Below are 21787 nucleotides of genomic sequence, written 5' to 3' on the forward strand. Positions count from 1 at the left end.
ATCTAATGACGATCAAAAATAAGTTAACCCTGCGTAATCTGTTCATCGTGCTCTGCTCGGCCCTGCTCATATTACTTGCAGTAAAGGGTTATTACATTAAGCAGAAGATAGCCTGGATCAGCGAGGCAGAGCGTGCTTACACGAAGAAAGACCTTGTTCAGGCGGAAGAGTGGTACCAGAAAGCCCGGAATAACCGCTGGCTTGAGTACAAAGAGGATGAGGTCAACGCCCGCTTAATGCAGCTTGAACCCATTACTGAGATCAAGAACCGGCTCGCCGGACTAGATGAAGCGGCCCAGTCCGCTAGTCCTGACTCGGATGCGGATTTTACGAAGCTCGTTCAGGGCTACAGTGACCTGTCTACCTTACGTAATAAGTATATGAAGACAGGCGGGCAATATAGCAGTTATTACAAGCAAATCTCGTCGGGGTACAAGGTAACGGATCATTTTCTGGATAAATTCAAGCAGTTCGAACAGCGCTTCATCACCCAGATGGACAATAACGTGGAGAAGCGCACCTATCAGGACGAGTCCTTCCGGAATAAGCTCCTGCAAATTCCTGAGGCTTACTATGGGAGCGAGGCCAAACGCCTGGCCAGCCTGTCGGCCGCGTTCAAGAAGTACGATACCAGTAAGCTGACGCAGCTGTCTGCCGGGGGCATGTTCACCAGCATGCTGAACGAGGCTCTGATCATGAGGAATATCTATAAGGATGCGGGCGTAGAGGCTCCCTGGATCAAAAAGACAGCCGAGTCCCTTGCCGATCAGGTGCTGCGTTCGGACCTCAAGACAGAGAATTACACGGCGTTCGCCTCCCACGGCCGCGAATTCGTGAACTTCGTACAGTCCGCCAAAGTGAAGTCGCCGCTAACGGGCTATATTTCTACGCAGTACAGCAGACTGCTGAAGAAAGCAAAGCTGATGATCGCCCGCGGGGAATTTCAGCAGGCCATTGCCCTGTATGAAGCGGTTGCGGGGTACCGGGATACGTCCAAGGAGGTTGCCGATGCCAAGCTGGCCTGGACCAAGGCCGATCCGATCCGTCTGCTACAGGCCGCAGACAGCAGCAAGAATTACGCCAATGTGATTGGCGGAAGCAGCAGTTACGGGGCGCAACTGTACGCAGCCGGAACGGATGATACCGGCCGGATCTACTATGCGGGGATGGATGCTGCAGGTCAGATCAAGCTGGTATCTGCGGGTGATTTCCCGCAGGGCCGCAAGATCCTACGCATCTCCATGGAGAAGAAGCTCAGTTCAAGCAGCAGGCCGGTTGTATTGGTAGAAGGGGATTCCCAGACCCGGAAAGCGACCTATGCGGCTTACGCGGTAGAGGCGGGAAGCCTGAATAAGCTGTTTGAACTTGAGGCGGATGGCTATCAGGTGGATAAGGACGGGAATCTACTAGTCCAGAACCCCGAAGGGCCCGGAACTGACCAGAATGCCCGATATGTGTGGACGGGCAGCAGCTATGAATATCAGGAGATCAAGTCGGAATCCGAATATGCGGATATTGCTGTAGATGAGCTGCTCCAGCATCAAGGCGAGAAGGTCCGGTTCACCTGCAGCATCGTGAGCATTACGGACAGCGGGCCGCTGGCCCAGCTCGGCGACAGCTACGTTCTGCTTAAGTCGGACAGCCTGCTATCGGCTGGTCAAGTGACGGTATCGGGTACTCTCGCAAGCCAGAATGAGGATGTCACCCTAGGTCAGACGGCCCTATCTCTGCCAGTATTTGAAGTGAGGTTGGTGGAGTAGTAGAATTTCTGCCGCTTGAAGGCAAAATAACGGACTGGAACGAAGCCTAACGGAGCTGTCCCACAAGAAGCCTTTCTCTGAAATGGAGACAGCCTGTAATCCCTGTCTAACAATACAAACCAAGACAAACAGCAAGTCTCCGGGTTAACCCCCAAGGCTTGCTGTTTGTCTTGTTCATTCCATGCTCCCGGCCTCCATTGATTATGAGCGAGCAGCTGCCCGCCAGCTATCCATTTAATGATTTATTATAAGGCTTATTCCCTAAGAAAATCCTCGCTGCTAACGCTTACAAAATTTGGATAAATACATACTTGATCCCAATTCCCTATTGCCTTTTATGTAGAATAATAGAATCATTTCTATAGTAAAGTCTAAAAATGTTTGAAAAAGGAGAATTGTGAAATGAAGCTATTAAAGTTGACATTACTGAGCCTTCTAGCGGCAAGCCTTAGTATCCTGGGAGGATGTCAATTATTTGGCACAAACAGAGAACTCCTCATCAAGTTCCTCTTCAGCGGGATCAACCTTGCCCGGAAGCGGATTAACTTTGCCAAAGAATGAACGAATTCAACTGTCTACGGATAAAAAATGGATCGCTTCCGAGGGGCATTTGTCGGATATGATCCGGTTGCAATGGACCGCATCTCAAGCCAAACCCGCGATTGCCTGGGCCGATGAGAAGGGCGTTGATAAAACGGCCATCATTTCTCACGATAAGGCGAATAACCCTGAGCAGCACGACCACAAGCACATTTCGATTGAAACAACGATGTCGCCCACAGGCGAGCATAAGGATGAGTTGTTCACCCGATTTGAGATCCCTTATGATACTGACGTGGCGGATATTCGGACCCACTCTTCCAACTTTAACGTGATGGACGGGATCCTTCGGATAGCCTCGAAAGAAGATAAAGATATCCAATTCGCCAAAAACGAGACGAACAACGTAACGACACCACTGTGGACACTTCGCGCAAGCAGCGGGGAACAGGGCGGCAATGCCGGAGCGGACTTCAATATTATTCGCTATGATGATCAGGGCAAAGCGATGGATAGTGCTGTGACCATAAACAGACAAAAAGGCAATGTTGGAATTGGAACTACGCAGCCGGAAAGTAAGCTTGATGTCAACGGTGACCGCATTCGTATCCGGAACTCGAGCACGCCGGAATCCGCGCATGCACCAGGTAATGTTGGAGATATCGTATGGGATGACAATTATATTTATATTTGTGTCGCCAAGGACTCTTGGAAGAGAACAGAACTTAAGTCATGGTAATGAATCGCCAGAGTAGCGATCCATTCAGAACATATCGGGCATACAGCAATGAATGCTGATCAGGCCCAGATGCAGGCGCGATTAAGTGCATATTAAAATTGAAGGGGGCATCCCGTAGCCATGTGCATGGCCTATGGGATACCCCCTTCTAATTTCAGGTAATTTTCTGAATGTACTCTTGTCTACTCCTGAACCTTAAGTTTCTCTGGAGTATCAACCCACACGGTCTTCTCCTGGAACGGAGTCCTTTTGCCCTGAAGATCAGATACATCAGGCTCTCCAAGGTAGATGAACCCGAGCACCTTATCCTGCGGACGAAGACCGAAATGATCATTCATCTTCGGACTAAAGCATGGGGCTCCGGTTCTCCACACAGCTCCCAGACCCAGACTGTGTATCTCAAGCAGCATGTTCTGAATGGCGGCGAAGACGGCGCCGTACTCCTCCAGTTCAATGACTCCTGCCTTATCCACTGGCGTTACTGCCACAGTAATGATGACGGGCGCGCGAAGCGGCTGGTTCCTGGATGACTCCAAGGCCTTCAGGCATTCTGGTGAATCTGAGTCTTCGAATTTCTCCAGTGCAATCTCGGCCAGAGCATTTCCAAGCAATCCACGGCCCTCACCTCTAAGTACGAAGAATTTCCATGGCTCTGTCAGGCGATGGTTCGGGGCCCACGTTCCTGCTTCCAGAATTCGCTCGATGGACTCGACCGGAATGTCATTCGGCTTCACCTTTCCGATACTTCTTCTATTTCGAATTGCTTCAGATACGTTCATGCTTAAATCCTCCCATGTCCGATATGTAGTTGCCTTGATCTCGTTATGTCTTAGTCTATGGTGTGATATTAATCACTCGAACTCTATTGTAGCAAAAAAACGAATGTGATTCATGCATCATAACCCATGCCGTTCCCGATCCCCTGATCCCCTTCTTCACCTGGTTCCGTAACGCGTCAATATCACGGTCCATGAGCTGACTTATGGATTTAAGGACGATGAGGAATCAACCAGTTTTCAACTTGTTGCAAGAAACTATATTGATTTCTAGTTGTTTAAATAAGTGGATCCTAATCTAAAGGAGGAACAAATATGAAAAGAATGCCCGCGCAAAATATGACAAGCCAAGGTAGGTTAGCATGAAACAATTTATGACTATATTTATTCTTTTACTCCTATACCTCCTTTCTTGCTGGATTACATTTCAACTAAGGGATATCGCTGTACTAGATAGTTCTGGCAGAGGACACTATATTCAATATCATCTATTCTATGAGAAATTCACTTTTTTTAATGAGGAAACCAAAGTCGCATACGAGAGGGTTCTTCCGAATCTTGATAGATTATTCATCTTATTCTTAGCCGTCATTTACTTTGTAGTTAGATTAATTCGATTAATCCCTCTAAATATAAGTAAGTAATAACGATCCATTTATATTTATATCTATTTAATAAAGTGAGAGAGAAGGTGCTTAAATGGCAGAAAGAAGATGGGGTATTGTCAAATGGTTCAAAGAAGATCAAGGTTACGGACGGATCATGCTAGACGGGCAGGACGGTAACCATGTTTTTGTTCACTTTAGCGAAATACTACCTCACCCTATTAGGTTACCGAACGGCTTTCGATTTCTTAAAGAGGGCCAAAAAGTTGCATTCGACCTATTCGAATACCCGAGTATAGCTGATTCCCAACGAATGACCGCTAAGAATGTGGAAGTTTTAGAGGATTGAAGGAATCGGGACCACTTTGGATTTGAATTATAGATATGAGATTATAGGGGTGAAAAAAACGCCAGTGACCTTAACCAGGTAACCGGCGTTTCATATTAGCGTTTCGGCATCTTGCTCTCATCCATGTACAGCAGGTTCCAGCGGTGACCATCCAGGTCGGCGAATCCTGCGCCGTACATCCAGCCGTCAATTTCACTCGGCTTGCCAAAGATGTGTCCTCCGGCTAACTCTACTTTTTGAATAAAGGCATCTACTTCTTCTCTACTCTCAGCCCCAATGGAAAAGATCACCTCTGCACTATGGGAAGTATCCACGGCTCTTGCACCTGTAAACTTCTCAAACGTCGCATCCGGGAACAGCATAATCGTTGTCCCGCCTATAACAAGCCGGGCTCTCTCGTTACCCACACTCGCCGCCTGGAATCCAATCTCATTGAAAAAAGCAGTTGACCTCTCGACATCTTTAACCGGCACATTAATCCAGATCTCCTGTGACATAGCTTCAGCTCCCTGGGATATATTCTCAACTACTCCTACTATACTCTACTTCTGGCGGCTTAAGCGAATATCTGTCATGCATTCTAGGTTTCCTTAACTTATATACATATCTGCTCCAGCAACGTATTACCTTCATATTGATTTAGCAGCTCTTTGGCCCGCATCCTGAAGCCGGAACTGTTGGACCGCAGCACCCTGTTGCTGCTTGAACGGAAATACTACGCTTCTTGGAGACTGAACAAACCCCAGTCTGAGGAAGCTTCAGCTTGACCTCGCGGGCAGCCACGAAGTCTCCGGCAAGAGCAGCTACAACGCTTCTAACCTGTTCATAACCTGTGGCAAGTAGAAAGGTTGGAGCACGCCCATAACTTTTAGCTCCTACGATGTACAGATTCTTTTCAGGTTGCTGTAATTCTGCTTCACCATGTGGCCGAACCGTCCCACAGCTATGAATGTTAGGGTCAATGAGATTCGCTAACTGAGGAACACATTCAATCGCCGAATCCGTAGTATATCTAAGCTCACTTAGGAAGGAGAAGTCAGGCCGCGAGCCGGTAGCCACAATAATTTCGTCCAGGTGAGGGATCTCAGCTTGCTCTCCGCTTTGTTGCCCTATAAGAGTAAGCTTCCGGGTGCCATGATCTTGTCTAACTTCTTGAACAAGAAAAGGGGTATGAACTTCCACCTTACCCTCATGAACAAATCTATTGGCCTTCAATCCGAGTTCGCCGCGTGCCAGCAGACCGTCATTTTCGCCTCCCCCGAAGGCTTCATCCACTTGCTGCTTTCTTAAGATCCAATGGATTTGGGTTTGTGCCTCATGCTGCTGCAACTGGTGAAGAAGAATAAGTGATTGGATCGCAGAATGGCCGCTGCCGATGACAGCCACATTTTTGCCAGCATATTTCCTATAATCCGCATCCAAGATATCCGGTATGCCATAACGAATATGTTCCCCATATTTAAGTTCCCCACTGGAAATCTTTCCGCTTGCCGTCATGGGATTGGAAGATAACCAGGTGCCGGTTGCATCAATGACCGCTGAAGCTTCGACTTTTCCAGTCATTCCATCTTGATTATACTCCAGGATAAAAGGAGCCTTTTCTCTGCCGAGTGTCTTCATTTTGTCCATGTCTTTCCGGTACACAGCCGTAACTTCAGCGTTCAAAAATAGATTTGGCTTAATGGAACCTAATTGAGATAGGGGTTTCAAATAGAGCTCCACCAAATCATGCCCCGTCGGTAGATCGTTCGGATTAGGGGCTATCCAGCCGCTTTCTAATAGCAGTTCCTTGGCAGCCGGATCTATATTAAACTCCCAGGTGGAGAACATGCGAACATGTTTCCAGCTTAAGACGGAGGCTCCCACGTTTGGCCCCTTTTCAAATAAAACAAAAGGCAAGTTTCTTTGTACAAGCTGTGCTGCAGCAGCTAGGGCTACAGGTCCACCACCCACAATGGCTACTGGTAATTGATTGTTCATATCTTATTCCCTCCAAAATTTTAAATTATTTGCATATTGCAACTATTGTACAAAAGCTATCACCCCTTGATGGGGCGGCAGCAGTTACCTGACTTCGACATCGCTTCATTCATCAGCCTAATGGACTTGAGGACCATTTGATGTTCCTCTTCACTCATATAAGAGAAGACTTCATCCAAGTATGCTTGCATTTGCTGATCAATAGTGGTTGCTACATATTTCCCTTCAGTTGTTAGGGATAAGGTAAATACACGACGATCAGATGGATCCATTGTTTTCTGAATCAAGTTCATTCGAACTAGAGACTGAACCTGGCGGCTAAATGTCGTAATATCCGCCCCCAGAATGTCAGCCACTTGCTGCATAGAAGGATGATGCTGACGATCTACCTCATACAAAATATGGCTTTGAACAGGGGAGATATCACAACCCCCTACACTGCAGCAATTCTTATTGAGCAAGCCGAAGCGACGGGTCATAATTTGAAACAGTTCGCGCGCGTTCTCCAAAGTATGTCACCTCTTGGATATAGTTATAACGTATTTATTTGCAGTTTGCAAGTAAATACAGGCGAGTACGCATGCATAACGGCTAGACCCCACTGACCTCCTAACCCGAAGAGCATGAAGAGCCCCTTCTCTTTATGCTCTTTTTACGTTTTTACACCGGCTAGACGAATTACATACATTCCGCGAATATAACAACACTAGAATAGATCTAATCCATCGACTGAGGTCGATTATTTTATTCTGGAAGGGGTTTCTTAACTTATGTCCTCGTCAAAAAAATGGCTTATCACCGCAATCGCCGCTCTCTCGGTTGGAAGCGCCTCCGCACTGTCCTCCACAGCCCAAGCTGCAGAACTTTCGTATATGCTAAATGGACAGAACACAACAATCAGTACATATGAAGATTGGAATGCCGCTCACACGAGTGTTACCTTGACCATTAAGCCCAAGCTTACTGGCAAATACACGCTCAGCCAGCCGGATCTGGCCCCAGGAATCAAGTTCGGGATTGGCTCCTCCCTTGCCCATATTCCGGGTGATCCGGACGATATTTTCTATACGACGGCAGACCGTGGTCCTAATGGGGAAATTGATGTGAACGGCACCACACGCCGCACTTTCCCGCTGCCGAACTATACGCCTACCATTTACAAAATCCAGCTGGTTCAAGGCCAGATCAAGGTTCTGGACACCATCCCGCTGAAGATTAACGGCAAAGATCCGGTTACCGGCTCGAACCTCATTACCGGGCTGCCGAACCTTAAGTCACGGGATGAAGTTCCTTACGACAAAGCCGCAGCAAATGTCATTTCTTATGATCCGTATGGACTGGATGTGGAAGGCCTCGCCTACAATCCGAAGGATGATACATTCTGGATCTCCGATGAGTACGGCCCTTATCTGGTACAGGTCAAAAGAGACGGCACCCTGCTGCAGCGTCTGGCTCCCAAGGGCATCAGCTCCGAGCTGAATACGCCTGAACTCCCGCTAAAGGATGTGCTTCCAGCCGCTTACCTCACCCGCCGTCAGAACCGGGGAGCGGAAGCCGTAGGCATTACCCCGGATGGAAAATGGTTATTCATGGCGATGCAGAGCCCGCTTCGAAATCCGGACAAGAATGTCGACAATTCACGCGCACTTCGAATTCTCAAGCTTGACCTGGCCACACTTCAGCCAGTTGCCGAGTATGCTTACATGGCAGAAGACGCCAAGCAGTTCAAGGATTTGAAGCAGTCGGACATTGTCATCTCCGATTTGAACGTCATTAATGAGAACACGCTGCTGATTGATGAGCGTGACAAGAACGCGGGCGACAAAGCCCAGCTCAAGCGAATTTACCAGATCGACCTGTCCAAGGCGACCAATATCCTCGGCAAGTATGACGATGCCGCCAAAGCCGGGAAGACGCTGGAGCAGCTCAGCACGGAAGAATTCGATAAGGCCGGCATTGTCCCTCCTAGCAAGAGAACAATTCTGGATGTGGTAGAGCTAAAGTATCCGAACGAGAAAGTCGAAGGCATCTCTCTGGTGAACGGTCATACCCTGGTCATCGTCAACGACAATGATTTTGGTGTAGACCGGCTGGACTCCAAGGAGAACGGGACGGACCTGTGGACCTTTGAACTGCCTTATGTTTTGAAGTAAGACCCTTGGGGCTGGCAGGAAAATAGACAACTTAACCAAGAGGACAGCCTTGAATTGGCTGTCCTCTTGGCATTGTATTCAACTATTTTGTTGTTGCTCCATTAAGTTCTGACATTCCTCTTGGAATTCACGTGGGTTATCCAAGAATAGATACACCTGATCAACGATTTGCCGTTTTCCGAACAAATGAATAACCGTAATCTTGCTTTTCAAACGTACAAGCACATTGGGTTCTATGATAAGAGGCGTGATGGATGTTTTCAGGTCCTTTTGTGCCAATCCCCCAGATTTAATCACAGAGACAGATTCAATATTATCTATGTCAATATACGATGACATTTGAATGCCATACTGAAGTCTTATGTCTTGTTGTGACACTAAAATCGGGTTTAAGCACATAGCCCGGTAATCCGCAATGAATAAAATAATAATATATATATTTCCTAATGAAAGCACCCAGGCAGCGATATGTGACCATTGCATAATAAGAAGATGAATACACGCACCTTCAATTAGCAGGACCTTGGATAATATCAATATGGTTATAAGCCAGCTTGACTTTGTATGATAACTGAATGAAGTAGTACCATTTCGTAAATAGGGCTTTTTCCCCCAAGACAATAGCGCGTAATAGAAGACGGAGGCATCATGAACAAGTAAAGATGTTATTTTGGAGCTGTTGAATATGGCTTCAAGACTTCTCCGCAACGTTTCTATCGGATGGGAACCCGCTGTAAAATTCCGTCTGAAATTAATTGCGATTTGGTAGATTTTAAATATCTCATAACATAGAAACGTAAGCTCCATGGGTATAAGGGTATATTTTACAATGTCCAGTGTTCCTTGACTTGTGTGAGGCAGCGTCAACGCTAAAGCGATATAACCTATAAGTGCGTAGGGAAGAACCGCTATGATTTTTTTGTTTCGTTGTCGATAGATAAGGAAGTAAAGTAACAAGGGAATTACAACAACAAAATCTAACGTAACTCCAATCGACAGCAGTTGGTCATTTTCTTTAGCCAGTACAGACTTAACAACAACGAGGTCAAACAGAATTATAAACAAGCTTACACCAATAAAATAACTCATATTATTCCTAAAAAGCTTGGACATCATTTAGAAGCTCCTCCCCCTACATATCTAAATCTAATATAGGACAATTTGGTAATTTTTCCAAATCGTAAAAAAACGGCCCCCCATTTAGGAGGCCGCTTGTGGTATGTCAATGAAGCACCGACGGATCCAGCAGCTGATCCACTTCCCGCAGCAGCTCTGCAGACAATTCATGCAGCGCATGAATATCCAGTGCGTCGTTATAGATCGCGGTAATCAGATCCCGGGTGTCCTTGGCCCCCTCCAAGAGAGCAATGGCCTCTTTCATCGAACTGGTATACCGGTCCTTGATCCCGGAAATTTCGTCTGCGTACTTCTCATCCGTACCGTCTGCAATGGCCAGCTTGTAGACATCGAGAATCGAATCCCCCTTGCGGGCAGGGAAATGCTCATGCGGAGCGGTACTGTCGAAGATTGCTAGACTGAGATCCGGGAAGATCAGCATATCCAGACTGTTCGGATCGAATCCGCAGTGATAGATCTCGGTCCGGATGCCGCAGCTTTGGGCCTCTGCGGCAAGCTTCTTGAACAGGGTGGATTTGCCGGAACCCGGGCGTCCTTTTACAAAAATACGAGTGTTCAGATCCCTCGTCAGGTTCGGGACATAATCAATGGCTCCCTGCCAGGTCGCGGCGCCCAGGAATCGATGAACCACCTTCACCTGTTGCGTATCGGCTTCACGCGGCACACTAGGAATAAGATATTCCTCGGTGAGCTGAGCCGCGATCTGATCCGCAGCCCCCCGGTCCAGATTGTCGATATAGAACTTCTCCCATTCATCGTGAATCAGCAGAGTCTTGTGGAAAGTAGCATAGGCCAGCTTATAGATGGCGCTGATCTGCTGATCCAACTCCTCAATCTCATCAGCGGAAGCGCCCAGGACTTCCTTATCCAGTACTTTTTCCAGATCGACATAGCGAATCTCCGTACCTTCCAGCACCGGATCGGCTCCCCATGCATTTCCGTCCACGACTCCGATACGTGCATCTTCCAGGATCACGCCCTCCAGCAGCCGGCTGTCCAGAGGTTGATGAATATAGTGCACGCTCCAGCCTCTGCTGCTCCAGGCAGCCGCCAGCTCCTGCAGCACCCTTGCACTCCCTGCCCCCGCACGTCCACCCAGCACGAATACCGTGTCTAGCCCGGCCAGCACCGAATCGAACAACGTATATAATCCAGCAGCCGTATTGCCGCGCGCAAAATAATGCTTTTCCCGTTCCGCCATGAAGTTAACACGCTCCTTTGAATGTCTGAAGAAAATGCTTACACTCTAGGTTATGCGCGGCAGCAAGTCTGGTTGAACGCCTAATTTGAATAAAATTATTAAGAAGGTCACTGCCCGCCCCGGCCGCGATAGCTTCTCGGCGAGATGCCGGTAATTCTTTTGAATACTCGGGAGAAATAGAACGTATCTTTGTAACCAAGCGCCTCTCCAATCTCCTTGACGGACAGCTCTGTATTGAGCAGGATGTTCTTCGCTTCCCCGATCTTGAGCTGGTGAATGTACTCATTCAGGGGAAAACCCGTGTAGTCATGGATGATTCTGCGCAGGGTGGAGACGGAAATATGGTGTCTGGCCGCCAGTTCCGCTGGCTCATGCATAGTGTGCAGAGACTCTGCCAGGTCCTCAATCACCTTGAGCACCAGACCTCCACGGCCGCTCTCCTGAACACGGTCCGGCTGGGTGACAAGCTCATACATGAACGCCTCGATCCTCATGGCGGCACGGTCTAGATTACTTGGAACTCCGCTGTCAATGAGCATAAACGTCATCTCCATCTTGTGAATGAACTTCTCATCCATGACCGCTGTTTTTACCAGAGATGGATCGGGGAGCCAGCTTTCAAGCCATTCCGCAACCCTGCTGCCCTCCACCGTAAAATAATACTCATCCCAGAACCCGTCCTTCTCAGGACCATAGTTAAACACGGCTCCCGGGTATAGACAGAACCAGCTTCCTGCCTCAACCCGCTGAGGCTCGCCGCCGTCCACTTGATAATAGCCGCTGCCCTTCGTAATCATGGCGAACGCCCAATAATTGAACTTTGCTTCCCTCCGCTGGAGCGTTCTGCCAGGCAAATGTCCGGCGTTGATGACCGCAATCGACTTCAGCTTTCTTTTGCTTGCTTCAACAGCTGGATTGAAGATCCGTATCGGATCGGAACTGATCATATAATCCAGATATTTTGTCATCCTGCACATTCTCCCCCATCTACCAGCTGTGCTACATTGAATTCAATGAACATATATAACATATCCGTGCTTACTATAACCCCATTGTACCAGACCCCTCACGGATCATGAAAGGATGGAAGATCACATATGAGCGAACTCAAAATCGGTCTTATCGGCAACGGCTCCATTTCCGAATGTCACCTATCCGCTTATCAGGCCAACCCGAAAGTCAAGCTGTGGGCGATCAGCGATCTGAATGAACAGAGGGCCCAGGAGACAGCCAAGAAATACGGCATTCCTCATGTATATACGGATTACCACGACCTGCTTGCGAACGCGGAGGTGGATGCCGTCAGCATCTGCACCTGGAACAACACTCATGCAGAGATCAGCATTGCCGCTCTGGAAGCCGGCAAGGATGTGCTCTGTGAGAAGCCACTGTGCAAGACTGTAGATGAGGCGCTCAGGATCGAAGAAGCGGTTCAGCGTACCGGAAGATTGCTCCAGGTCGGCTATGTCCGCCGACACGCCTCCAACATTGGGGTGCTGAAGAAGTTTATCGATGCCGGGGACCTCGGCGAAATTTACTATGCCAAAGCCAGCATCATCCGGCGTCTCGGCAATCCGGGCGGCTGGTTCGCGGACAAGGAGCGTTCCGGAGGCGGGCCGCTGATCGACATCGGAGTCCATGTCATAGATCTGTGCTGGTACCTTATGGGCAGACCCAAAGTGAAATCTGTCAGCGGAAATACGTACAACAAGCTCGGCAACCGCTCCCATATTGAGAACTTCAGCTTCTATCAGGCGGCGGACTACGATGCTTCCTTGAACACCGTTGAGGATATGGCGAACGCTCTGGTGAGGTTCGAGAACGGCGCCTCCCTGATGGTCGATGTCAGCTTCTCGCTGCACGCCAAGATGAACTCAGCCCATGTGAATATTTACGGGGATAAGGGCGGAGCGGAGATTGAACCGGCACTCTCCATTGTGACGGAGAAGCATAACACGATCATCAATATTGAGCCGCAGATTAGCGAGCCTGGTTTCAACTTCCAAGAGGCTTTTGATAACGAGATCAACCACTTTGTCGATGCCTGTCTTGGCCTCATCGAGACGAACAGCCCGGTGGAAGACGGCGTAGAGATGATCAAAATCCTGAACGCAATCTATCAATCGGCGGAGGAAGGCCGGGAGATCCATTTCGAATAACGAGGAGGCTCTGTAGAGATGAAGCTTACCAATAAAATCGGCGTAATTGTTGACAGCTTTGGCGTAGGGGTTAGAGATGGCTTGGTAAAAGCTAAGGAAGTGGGCGCAGATGGCGTCCAAATTTATGCCGTATCCGGCGAGATGGACCCTGCCCACTTAAGCGGGACGCAGCGCAGAGAGCTGCGCAGCTATATTGAGGGCCTCGGGCTGGAAGTCTCCGCCCTGTGCGGAGACCTGGCCGGTCACGGCTTCCAGGATGCCGAGGCGAATCCGGCGAAGATCGAGAAGTCCAAGCGGATTCTGGATCTTGCCGCTGAGCTGGGAACCAACGTGGTAACGACACACATCGGCATCGTCCCGGACGATACGGGGAGCCGTATCTATGACTCGATGCAGCGGGCTTGCGAGGAGCTTGGCGTGTATGCCAAGAGCATGAACGCTTATTTTGCGATCGAGACGGGGCCTGAGCGGGCTGCCCATCTGAAAAGCTTCCTGGATACGCTCAGTACCAATGGTGTGTCCGTGAACTTCGACCCGGCGAACATGGTGATGGTGACCGGAGACGATCCGATCGCGGGGGTGGAGCTGCTGCGGGACTTCCTTGTGCACACCCATGTAAAGGACGGGAAGCGTCTGCGCCCCGTCGATCCAAGAGATGTGTACGGCTATCTGGGATACGGAAAGATGGATCATGAGAAAATCGCCGAGATGGCGGCCTCCGGCGCGGCCTTCGAGGAGGTTCCGCTTGGCCAGGGCCAAGTGGATTTTCCCGCTTATTTCGCGGCACTTCAGAGAATCGGGTATACCGGATACCTGACGATTGAACGGGAAGTTGGAGCAAATCCAGAGGAAGACATCCGCCAGGCGGTAGCTTTTATCAAATCATTCAAGGAGCAATAGCCATGAAACTGGGAATTAGTTCGTACAGCTTGTATCAGGCGTTGGCCGCGGGGGAGATGGACATCCTCGAGGTTATGGAATGGACCCGCAGCATTGGCGCGGAGCATATCGAGATCGTTCCGATTGGGTATGACTTTAACGAGAATCCTGAACTGGAAGATCAGATCCGTGAGAAGGCATCGGCTTTGCAGCTGGACATTTCCAACTACGCGATCGGCGCTAATTTCATTACAGATACCGAGGAGGAGTACGAAGCTGAGATTCAGCGGATCATCTCCGAAGTGGACCGGGTTTACCGGCTGGGCGCCCGGCTCATGCGCCACGATGTGGCCTCAAGAAAGGACACATCCATCCTGCGTTTTAATCAGGATCTGGAGCGGATCGCCCGTGCCTGCCAGCGGATTGCGTATTATGCGAAACAGTATGGGATTATCACTAGTGTCGAGAACCACGGGTACTACGTGCAGGCCAGTGACCGTGTACAAGCGCTCATTCACGCTGTAGATCGGCCTAACTTCAAGACTACGCTGGATGTGGGCAATTTCGTGTGTGTGGACGAGAATCCAGTTACGGCCGTTCGCAGCAATATCCCTTACGCCTCCATGGTTCACGTGAAGGACTTCTACATTCGTCCCGGTTCCCGCAACCCCGGTGAAGGCTGGTTCCGAAGTGCTGGAGGAGCTTACCTGCGCGGGGCGATTGCCGGTCAAGGAGATCTGGATCTGTATGAGATTCTGCGAATCGTGAAGAGCTCCGGCTACGACGGCTACATCTCGATTGAGTATGAAGGCATGGAGGATTGCCGCACAGGAACCCGGATTGCTTTTGAGAATGTGGCGCGGATCTGGAACGAGGTTTAAATACGGACATTTCTCATTTTTCCTCCTATATAAAATGGACTGAAGATTGCTGTAGGTCAGGACTAGCAGCAACTCCGGTGAAGGTTTGGTCTTCCGTCCGCTGTTATCTCCAGATTTCTCTTTATTAACCGCTTATAGCGGATGAAATCTGGAGATAAAGGCGAGCGCTGACGCTCCTTCAGTTCCAAACTTCCCCTCCGTTGCCCTCTCCTCCTTATACAACTTCTCAGTTCACTTTATTTATTGAATATTTTACCAGAAGTGTATACGATGAATTCTGTATTTACACTGCATTCAATTTAGGAGGAAAAGATGAGAAAAAAGAGTATTTTCGTCATACTAACCTTACTTATTCTGACCCTATCCACGGTCACAGCGGTACAAGCTTACAAGGATGGGCGAATTAAAATCCTCTGGAACGGAAACACCGAACTGGTTCCATCGGAGAACGATGCCCCTCTTACCAAGAATGATCGGATCTATGTTCCCGCCTATCTGCTCCGGCAAGCCAACTTCTCGGTTCAATTGACCAATCAGACCCTCACGATCAGGGACAACAGATTCAAGTATCTAACTAACCTCAGCATATTAGACCGACTTCAGAGAGACTTTACGAGCAGCTATAATGAGTTTGATGAGGAATCGTTGAACATTCTGGGCAAAATTCTTCTTAAAGAGCCTGTTAATACAACAAAGCTTCAGGAGTCGGTAGACGCGGTGGACAAAGCCATTAACAGTTTTGATGAACTCCACCTTGCCTACATTGTTGATAGACCGGATGAAATTTTTACATTCGCAGGAGAACGCGCTGAGAATTCCAAGCTAGCCGCCCAAAAGTTAATCAGCTACATCAAGAGCAATGATCCTAATGATTTGAAAGAGTTTTTGGCGTACAAGGACAAGGCTAATGAGGCTAATTCTCGCACCAAAATTGCGGTGGGTCAGTATTTCAATAGGAGCCTGGAAAAAACATTGCATTAAGAAAAAATTGTATACTTAAGGGGGACGGGCTATTTAGGAGGAGTTAATCTATGCAAAAATCTACGGTGATTACTCTATCACTCGGTGCTGCCGTGATTATGGCCAGCATCATCGGATTTGAATTACAAAAGGACAGAGTAGTTAAAGAGACAGTTCCTGTTGCTAATGAGGCTCAGAAGATAGTTGATTTTCAAAAAGAAGTCATCCCCATAGTAGAATCAGCAATTAAGCAGGAATATGCTAATAAACCCAACCTTTTTCCGAAGCAGGCCGATTATTACTATGATAATGCGGATGTTAACAGCCCTAAGGTTGTTTTTATCACTTATCAAGAGAACGCCAAAGAAATTAGATCCGTCTTAAAGGTTCTCAAAGAAAGACTAGGAAGTAAGCTGGTCGTACGCAAAGGCAAGGTTAACCCGGAGATTCTTCGCAATCTGTATCCAAAAGTCGCTGACTATGTTAATTCTATCTCAGATAAGAACTCTTCATATTCCATAGGTATAGATGTGCCTAGTGAAAGAATCATGGTCAGGGGGCAGTTGTCAGACAAGCAAGCTGCTGACATCAAACAGAAATATGGCGAGTATGTAAATGTTATTGTGGATGATAGAAATAATATTCCTGTTAATCGATGAATGTTGTTATAGTTGTATGTTATATTAAATTTCCTTCTAAAAAGTGAAAAAGCCCGCGCTTGTCGCGGACTTCATTCACCGAAAGTGCTTGTCGCATGACATAGAATATTATTGTCCATGAAAAATAACATTGCAATTCACTCTTTCAACTCATCAATTCTCCACTTCATAGCTTTACTGAGCCCCTCTGCTGCTGCCAGAGTTACATATTTATCCTTACTGGTCTCCCAAGCTTCCTTCAGGATGGGCACAGCCTCCATCTTAGAGGAATCGTTCATAATTAGAGCCCATGCAGCCCAAAATTTGGCCAATGGATTATCTGATTGCAAACATTGTTCTAGAGCTTGCACAGCCTCGTTACCGATCTTTATTAAAGCCAAAGCGGCTGACATTCGAGCTTCTTTATTATTATCATGCAGAAGTTGGATTAGGTCCGGGATTGCTTGATCCGCAATGGGTCCAATTTCTCCCAAAACAACAGCCGATACTGCCCTCACAATATCATCGTCCTCTTTCAACGCTTTTATGAGAACAGGAACTGAGGACTCCCCCGACTTCACTAAGGCATGGAATGCAGGCCACATGGTCTCCCTTTTTGCAAGTTCATTTACATGAATTTTCAATTCACTTGTCTGGTTTTTGTTCACAAGCTCATCACTCATAACTTTGTCAGCCCCTCTACTTTTATTACTAGCATTAGGTAGCTTACTTACACCAGCACGACTTCCTTTTTTATAATTATTATACATTTAATCCCATAACCCATTTTTCATTCTTAAGTCCAGGTCGTTTGCTGTTTCAATCTAAATGGATTCGTTGTTACTCCTTTTGGCTGCAAAGAACTTATTCAGCATTTTCTGCACTTCCTCTGCACTTCTCAGAACTATGAAATTACCGACTTCATCATAGGTATGATGTCCCTTGAATGCGTCGGGCATATCATTATACTGCTGCTCCTCCTGCATAAACGCCTGCTCAAAACATGCATAACCATACTTCTTGATTAAATACGGAAGTCCGCAGGCAGAGCGTAGAAATTCATATTCCTGATAGTTGTAAGGGGTATGTTCCGGTCTTTTCATCAACAGTTTCGTGAAGTGCTTCATAGTCCGCTCAATTTCAGGCTCTGTGGCATAATTTGCGAGACCACGAACAGCTTTCAGCTTCATGTCCAGATATCGTTCTTTTTTATAGGCATCCTGGAAAAATGGCCCCAGCCCCAGCTCAGGATTCGATAAATGCATGAAACAGCCGAGTATTTGGTTTCGTAGTGCCATGTCTTTTAGCTTGAAATAAATATCTCTCAGAACATTAGCATCCTCGGCTGTTATATGACGATAATCCAAGGCATTTACTGCTTGCCTGAACTTTAAATTTCTCTCAGAGACAGCAGCTGTCCTCAAGTATTCCATGGCCTCTTCATGGGTTTGCTGCATTAAGTATTCCCTCCCTCGGCATATCGGAGTGGATTTAAGTTATGTAATGTCCGCTCGCTATATTATAACTCCTTTTGTGAATTCGGCGGGGATAGGATTAGCAAAAGACTGCCCTGTCATATTAAATGACTGAAGGCAGTCTTTCTTTTTCTACAGACTAGTTAGTAGATATGCATGATGCTCTATCTATGAATCCCGAGAGTAAGAATCTCGCAAGGCCCCGCCAGTATAGTAAGGCCGTCAGCCGAATTGCTGGTAGACGGCGGATTCGCCTCTTCCAGAATGGTGGTCTTGTAGATGTACTCGCACGGAAGCCCGGATTCCAGGGTGAGCTCCGCCTCAACTCTGCTCATGTTGAACCAGCGAAGCAGCAGGTCTTTGGTGTCTGGGTTCATTTTTAGCGAAGAAAAAGCCAGCTGCGGGGCCTCCCACTTAAACGGCGCGTACACTGGGGATATCGTTCCCGAATGCACCCCGGTCTGACATACCGTCCATGGGATCTGGAACTGATACGCCTCGGCATAAGCACCGGATTCGATTCCATCTCCACTGTGGGGAATAAGCTCCATATGCATGGTGATCTCTCCCGGGCATTGAGCCTCCGGCGTTGGGAAAAGCCCCCAATCGCCAAGCTCGCCAACGGCGCGCAGCAGCGTGATCGCTGTCGTATTTCGTCCATCGCGAAGCACTTCATATTCATTCAGGCCGAGGTTCGCCACGGTAAGTCCGGCCATTCCATCACTAACATCCACGAAGCACTGCTGATGCTGGGTATTGCTCGGGTTCTCCCACTCTGGAGCTGGTTCGTTGTCCCGCTGCGGAATTTCGAACATGGAATCCACATGGTGTACCGCCGTATCCAGATCTGTCGGGAACAGCGCCCTGACTCGGTGATCCTTTGCCGTATTATCGATCTTTGTCTCGATATGCAGCCCTCGGCCCTCACGTTCCAAACTCAGTACGGTACGAAGTCCCAGGGTTACGGTATCCCGGCTTCGCTGCGCTTGCCGCTCCGGATAATAGACCAGCGCCCGCTGCTCCTCATCCAGCTTAGCATCTGCAGACGCGGGAATTTCCCACTCATGCTTAATTTCTACCTTGGCACGGTAGGGGGTATCCTCCAGAATGGCGATCTCGGCCGCGAGTCCCTTGGTCGTCAGCGCCTGCTCTCCCTCCGGTTGTTTGTACATATATTCGTTCCCGATATCTCCGGTATTCTCATACACTCCCAGATCCTTATAGATTTTACCGCTTGTCTTGTCCTGTAGTGAAAAAGAACCGTCCTCGGCAATTTCAACCTTAAGCAAATCATTCTCCAAGATGCGATCTCCTCGGATCAGGGAATCAGGCTGATTGTCATCTGGCTCCGTAGCCACAGCTGCAGCCGCCGTCCTGCCCTGCTGGCGCACCCATGCGTAAGATCTCAGACCTAGCGCGGGTACGTGCTGTGCTTCGAACGTTAATCTTACCCGGCGGCACATATACGGCTGACGGAACTGATCATCCGGGAGGTCATAGCCGAAGAGCAGGCCCAGATCCTGGACCGTGCATGCCACTTCCCTACCCTCTGTATCTACCAGCAAGCGGCCGGACAGGTCGACAGCCTTCATCCGCGCTGAGCTCTCCTCTAGCGTGTAGCCCTCCCGCAAATACAAGCGTTCCGCATCCAGCTCCACACTAATCACACCTGTGCGGCTCCAGCCGCTGGTATTCATCACGATCAGCGGAAGCGGAGCTTCCCCGTAGGTGGAGAAAACTGAGGTGTCGACCTCGTCTGCGATCACTTTCTTGCTGTCCTCTATAATCGTCTCCGCCACGTGACGGCTCTTCTCGAAGCGGGTCACCATCTCACGATGCACTTCATCCACACTGCATCCGCAGATGCTGTCATGGGGATGGTTCTGCATCAGTGTCTTCCATGCATAAGTGAAAAGGTGATGCGGGTAGTCCCGGCCCAGCACATGGGCCAGGGCGGCCAGCGGCTCGGCTGCTTTTTCGAGTATCGCCTGCCCCTTCTGGTTCATCTGCTTCAAATAGACCCGGGCGGATGCCGTATTCACGAGTGTGCCCCACCCGTCCGTGCGCTGGCTTCTCAGCTCACCATGTACCGTAGACAGACTGCTCCGGTCCAGCGCCCCTTCAATGGCCTTGAGATAGTCCGGAAAATTGGAATGGATGAACTCTGTGTCCGGATAAAGCTCCCGGGCCGTCCTGATCGCCTCTGGAAGATCCAGCTGCACCGGCTGATGATCACAGCCGTTCATGAACAGCAGCTCGCCGGTGGACGCATACTTCTCAGCATCGGCCAGCTTCCGTTCCCAGAATTGTTTTGCTCCGGCTTCATCTACAGGCACTTCGTTCCCGTTCGAATACCAGTTGGCGAATAGGATGCCGAGCACCTTAGAGCCATCCGGTCCTTCCCAGATCAGTTCCGAGAAGGAGGACTCATATCCCCCGTCGGACACGGTATTATTGAAGCCAGTTGGCTTCACGCCCCGGCCGAAGAAAGCGTTCGTAATGCCCGCCTGCCGCATCAGCTGCGGGGTCTGGCCGACCAGTCCAAAGGTGTCCGGGAAGTATCCGATCTTCGCCGGCTCCCCGTATCTATAAGCATCCTGATGCCCAATCTGCATATTGCGGACATTGGCTTCACCGCTCGTAAGGAACGCATCCTGCAAAATATACCAAGGCCCAATGATCAAACGCCCTGCAGTAATATGCTTTTGCAGGCGATTCAAGTTCTCCGGGCGAACCTGCAGATAGTCCTCAAGAATAATCGTCTGACCATCCAGGTAAAAGCTCTTGAATTCACTATCCCCATCCAGCTTATCCAGCAGCGTATCTATCAGCTGAACAAGACGGACATGGTGCTTCTCATAGGGCAGATACCACTCCCGGTCCCAATGGGTGTGGGAGATAATATGGGCTGATCTTTTTGGCATGGGTTGTTTTTCCTCCTTGTGTTTCGATCCCTCCCAAACCCTCCCTTAGCCAAGGGAGGGCCCCAAGGGCTCTGCCCTCTGGACACCCTGGGTTTTGGTGGAGAGAGCTGGAATTGGGTGCACCCGAGTTGCGTGTGGGAGCGTGGAGCCGCTTGTCGTCCCCCTTTGGGGGACACGCTCTACCGGTGCGCTCCTGCCCGGACTGAGGTACGGTGTGCTATGAGCCGCTTGCCGTCTCCTTTGGAGACCCGCTTTAGGCTTGAGCAAAGAGCTCAGGAGGCTCCCCCCGGCTTAATCTCGCCGGGGTCGAGCTGGCCTTCGGCGGGGGTGACTGCGACTGCCTGCTTGGAGGCGCTGTCCCTGCGGGATTCGCTTACCTCTGGTGCGTGGCTTGGGTTACTTGGCCTGCCCCTTCCTCGTCGGCGGGGCGGGGTTGGGCGGGTTGCCTTCGACTGCCTGCTTGGAGGCGCTGTCCCTGCGGGATGCGCTTACCTTGGGTGCATGGCTTGGGTTACCTGGCCTGCCTCTACCTCGTCGGCGGGGCGGAGTTGGGCCGGTTTGCCTGCGACTGCCTGCTTGGTGGCGCTGTCCCTGCGGGATGCGCTTACCTTGAGTGCATGACTTGAGTTAC

General features: G+C 49.2%; 20 protein-coding genes. 10 read left to right on the plus strand and 10 right to left on the minus strand.

The features are described from left to right. Positions 1-5 precede the first annotated feature (5 nt). Both EJP77_RS10270 and EJP77_RS10275 read left to right on the plus strand, forming a co-directional pair. Positions 6-1760, plus strand: coding sequence for a hypothetical protein (locus EJP77_RS10270; RefSeq protein WP_127199143.1), 1755 nt, complete (start codon positions 6-8; stop codon positions 1758-1760). 475 nt (positions 1761-2235) lie between these two features. Further along, on the plus strand, positions 2236-3039 hold the full coding sequence (locus EJP77_RS10275) for a hypothetical protein (protein WP_246021857.1): 804 nt from the start codon (positions 2236-2238) through the stop codon (positions 3037-3039). 182 nt (positions 3040-3221) lie between these two features. On the opposite strand, the gene EJP77_RS10280 is transcribed toward EJP77_RS10275, so the two are convergent. Then, on the minus strand, positions 3222-3818 hold the full coding sequence (locus EJP77_RS10280; RefSeq protein ID WP_127199144.1) for a nitroreductase family protein: 597 nt from the start codon (positions 3816-3818) through the stop codon (positions 3222-3224). 696 nt (positions 3819-4514) lie between these two features. Here EJP77_RS10280 and EJP77_RS10285 point away from each other — a divergent pair. Further along, positions 4515-4769, plus strand: coding sequence for a cold-shock protein (locus tag EJP77_RS10285; RefSeq protein WP_127199145.1), 255 nt, complete (start codon positions 4515-4517; stop codon positions 4767-4769). 95 nt (positions 4770-4864) lie between these two features. On the opposite strand, the gene EJP77_RS10290 is transcribed toward EJP77_RS10285, so the two are convergent. The 3 genes from EJP77_RS10290 to EJP77_RS10300 form a co-directional block, all read right to left on the minus strand. After that, on the minus strand, positions 4865-5266 hold the full coding sequence (locus tag EJP77_RS10290; RefSeq protein ID WP_127199146.1) for a VOC family protein: 402 nt from the start codon (positions 5264-5266) through the stop codon (positions 4865-4867). A gap of 142 nt (positions 5267-5408) precedes the next feature. After that, entirely contained in the window at positions 5409-6749 is a 1341-nt protein-coding gene (locus EJP77_RS10295; RefSeq protein ID WP_127199147.1) for an NAD(P)-binding domain-containing protein, read from the minus strand. 59 nt (positions 6750-6808) lie between these two features. Beyond that, a complete protein-coding gene (locus EJP77_RS10300; protein ID WP_127199148.1) occupies positions 6809-7258 on the minus strand; it encodes a MarR family winged helix-turn-helix transcriptional regulator in 450 nt (149 codons plus the stop codon). Between the two features lie 261 nt (positions 7259-7519). Here EJP77_RS10300 and EJP77_RS10305 point away from each other — a divergent pair, with 261 nt between their 5' ends. Further along, on the plus strand, positions 7520-8902 hold the full coding sequence (locus tag EJP77_RS10305; protein WP_127199149.1) for an esterase-like activity of phytase family protein: 1383 nt from the start codon (positions 7520-7522) through the stop codon (positions 8900-8902). 78 nt (positions 8903-8980) lie between these two features. Here EJP77_RS10305 and EJP77_RS10310 read toward each other — a convergent pair whose 3' ends face one another. The 3 genes from EJP77_RS10310 to EJP77_RS10320 form a co-directional block, all read right to left on the minus strand. After that, positions 8981-10018 (minus strand): hypothetical protein, encoded by a 1038-nt coding sequence (locus EJP77_RS10310; protein WP_127199150.1) that lies wholly within the window; start codon positions 10016-10018, stop codon positions 8981-8983. A gap of 106 nt (positions 10019-10124) precedes the next feature. After that, positions 10125-11240, minus strand: a complete 1116-nt coding sequence (locus tag EJP77_RS10315; protein WP_127199151.1) for a hypothetical protein — start codon at positions 11238-11240, stop codon at positions 10125-10127. A 107-nt stretch (positions 11241-11347) separates the two neighbouring features. Beyond that, complete coding sequence (locus tag EJP77_RS10320) at positions 11348-12208, minus strand: helix-turn-helix domain-containing protein (RefSeq protein WP_127199152.1); 861 nt, start codon at positions 12206-12208, stop codon at positions 11348-11350. 129 nt (positions 12209-12337) lie between these two features. On the opposite strand from EJP77_RS10320, the gene EJP77_RS10325 reads away from it, so the two are divergent. The 5 genes from EJP77_RS10325 to EJP77_RS10345 all read left to right on the plus strand — a co-directional run bounded on the left by EJP77_RS10325 (position 12338) and on the right by EJP77_RS10345 (position 16778). Next, positions 12338-13399 carry a Gfo/Idh/MocA family protein gene (locus EJP77_RS10325; RefSeq protein WP_127199153.1) on the plus strand — a complete coding sequence of 354 codons (1062 nt, stop codon included), beginning with the start codon at positions 12338-12340 and terminating at the stop codon, positions 13397-13399. A gap of 18 nt (positions 13400-13417) precedes the next feature. Next, the gene (locus EJP77_RS10330) at positions 13418-14299 is read left to right on the plus strand and encodes a sugar phosphate isomerase/epimerase family protein (protein ID WP_127199154.1); all 882 of its coding nucleotides are present in this window, start codon (positions 13418-13420) and stop codon (positions 14297-14299) included. A 2-nt stretch (positions 14300-14301) separates the two neighbouring features. Beyond that, positions 14302-15159 carry a sugar phosphate isomerase/epimerase family protein gene (locus EJP77_RS10335; RefSeq protein ID WP_127199155.1) on the plus strand — a complete coding sequence of 286 codons (858 nt, stop codon included), beginning with the start codon at positions 14302-14304 and terminating at the stop codon, positions 15157-15159. A gap of 312 nt (positions 15160-15471) precedes the next feature. Further along, complete coding sequence (locus tag EJP77_RS10340; protein ID WP_127199156.1) at positions 15472-16140, plus strand: hypothetical protein; 669 nt, start codon at positions 15472-15474, stop codon at positions 16138-16140. Positions 16141-16190: 50 nt separating this feature from the next. Then, complete coding sequence (locus EJP77_RS10345; RefSeq protein ID WP_127199157.1) at positions 16191-16778, plus strand: hypothetical protein; 588 nt, start codon at positions 16191-16193, stop codon at positions 16776-16778. A 137-nt stretch (positions 16779-16915) separates the two neighbouring features. On the opposite strand, the gene EJP77_RS10350 is transcribed toward EJP77_RS10345, so the two are convergent. The 3 genes from EJP77_RS10350 to EJP77_RS10360 form a co-directional block, all read right to left on the minus strand. Further along, a complete protein-coding gene (locus EJP77_RS10350; protein ID WP_185897309.1) occupies positions 16916-17440 on the minus strand; it encodes a HEAT repeat domain-containing protein in 525 nt (174 codons plus the stop codon). Positions 17441-17581: 141 nt separating this feature from the next. Further along, positions 17582-18214, minus strand: coding sequence for a hypothetical protein (locus tag EJP77_RS10355; RefSeq protein ID WP_127199159.1), 633 nt, complete (start codon positions 18212-18214; stop codon positions 17582-17584). 182 nt (positions 18215-18396) lie between these two features. Further along, a complete protein-coding gene (locus tag EJP77_RS10360) occupies positions 18397-21156 on the minus strand; it encodes an alpha-mannosidase (RefSeq protein WP_127199160.1) in 2760 nt (919 codons plus the stop codon). Positions 21157-21375: 219 nt separating this feature from the next. On the opposite strand from EJP77_RS10360, the gene EJP77_RS10365 reads away from it, so the two are divergent. Beyond that, positions 21376-21777, plus strand: coding sequence for a hypothetical protein (locus EJP77_RS10365; protein WP_127199161.1), 402 nt, complete (start codon positions 21376-21378; stop codon positions 21775-21777). Positions 21778-21787: the final 10 nt, after the last annotated feature.

The organism is Paenibacillus zeisoli (genome assembly GCF_003994465.1).
GTDB lineage: Bacteria > Bacillota > Bacilli > Paenibacillales > Paenibacillaceae > Fontibacillus > Fontibacillus zeisoli.

What these genes read in the sequence shown, in the direction of transcription:
- EJP77_RS10270 (WP_127199143.1), top strand. Translation starts at nt 6, where the DNA reads ATGACGATCAAAAATAAGTTAACCCTGCGTAATCTGTTCATCGTGCTC.
- EJP77_RS10280 (WP_127199144.1), bottom strand. Translation starts at nt 3,818, where the DNA reads ATGAACGTATCTGAAGCAATTCGAAATAGAAGAAGTATCGGAAAGGTG.
- EJP77_RS10285 (WP_127199145.1), top strand. Translation starts at nt 4,515, where the DNA reads ATGGCAGAAAGAAGATGGGGTATTGTCAAATGGTTCAAAGAAGATCAA.
- EJP77_RS10290 (WP_127199146.1), bottom strand. Translation starts at nt 5,266, where the DNA reads ATGTCACAGGAGATCTGGATTAATGTGCCGGTTAAAGATGTCGAGAGG.
- EJP77_RS10295 (WP_127199147.1), bottom strand. Translation starts at nt 6,749, where the DNA reads ATGAACAATCAATTACCAGTAGCCATTGTGGGTGGTGGACCTGTAGCC.
- EJP77_RS10305 (WP_127199149.1), top strand. Translation starts at nt 7,520, where the DNA reads ATGTCCTCGTCAAAAAAATGGCTTATCACCGCAATCGCCGCTCTCTCG.
- EJP77_RS10310 (WP_127199150.1), bottom strand. Translation starts at nt 10,018, where the DNA reads ATGATGTCCAAGCTTTTTAGGAATAATATGAGTTATTTTATTGGTGTA.
- EJP77_RS10315 (WP_127199151.1), bottom strand. Translation starts at nt 11,240, where the DNA reads ATGGCGGAACGGGAAAAGCATTATTTTGCGCGCGGCAATACGGCTGCT.
- EJP77_RS10320 (WP_127199152.1), bottom strand. Translation starts at nt 12,208, where the DNA reads ATGACAAAATATCTGGATTATATGATCAGTTCCGATCCGATACGGATC.
- EJP77_RS10325 (WP_127199153.1), top strand. Translation starts at nt 12,338, where the DNA reads ATGAGCGAACTCAAAATCGGTCTTATCGGCAACGGCTCCATTTCCGAA.
- EJP77_RS10330 (WP_127199154.1), top strand. Translation starts at nt 13,418, where the DNA reads ATGAAGCTTACCAATAAAATCGGCGTAATTGTTGACAGCTTTGGCGTA.
- EJP77_RS10335 (WP_127199155.1), top strand. Translation starts at nt 14,302, where the DNA reads ATGAAACTGGGAATTAGTTCGTACAGCTTGTATCAGGCGTTGGCCGCG.
- EJP77_RS10340 (WP_127199156.1), top strand. Translation starts at nt 15,472, where the DNA reads ATGAGAAAAAAGAGTATTTTCGTCATACTAACCTTACTTATTCTGACC.
- EJP77_RS10345 (WP_127199157.1), top strand. Translation starts at nt 16,191, where the DNA reads ATGCAAAAATCTACGGTGATTACTCTATCACTCGGTGCTGCCGTGATT.
- EJP77_RS10350 (WP_185897309.1), bottom strand. Translation starts at nt 17,440, where the DNA reads ATGAGTGATGAGCTTGTGAACAAAAACCAGACAAGTGAATTGAAAATT.
- EJP77_RS10355 (WP_127199159.1), bottom strand. Translation starts at nt 18,214, where the DNA reads ATGCAGCAAACCCATGAAGAGGCCATGGAATACTTGAGGACAGCTGCT.
- EJP77_RS10360 (WP_127199160.1), bottom strand. Translation starts at nt 21,156, where the DNA reads ATGCCAAAAAGATCAGCCCATATTATCTCCCACACCCATTGGGACCGG.
- EJP77_RS10365 (WP_127199161.1), top strand. Translation starts at nt 21,376, where the DNA reads ATGAGCCGCTTGCCGTCTCCTTTGGAGACCCGCTTTAGGCTTGAGCAA.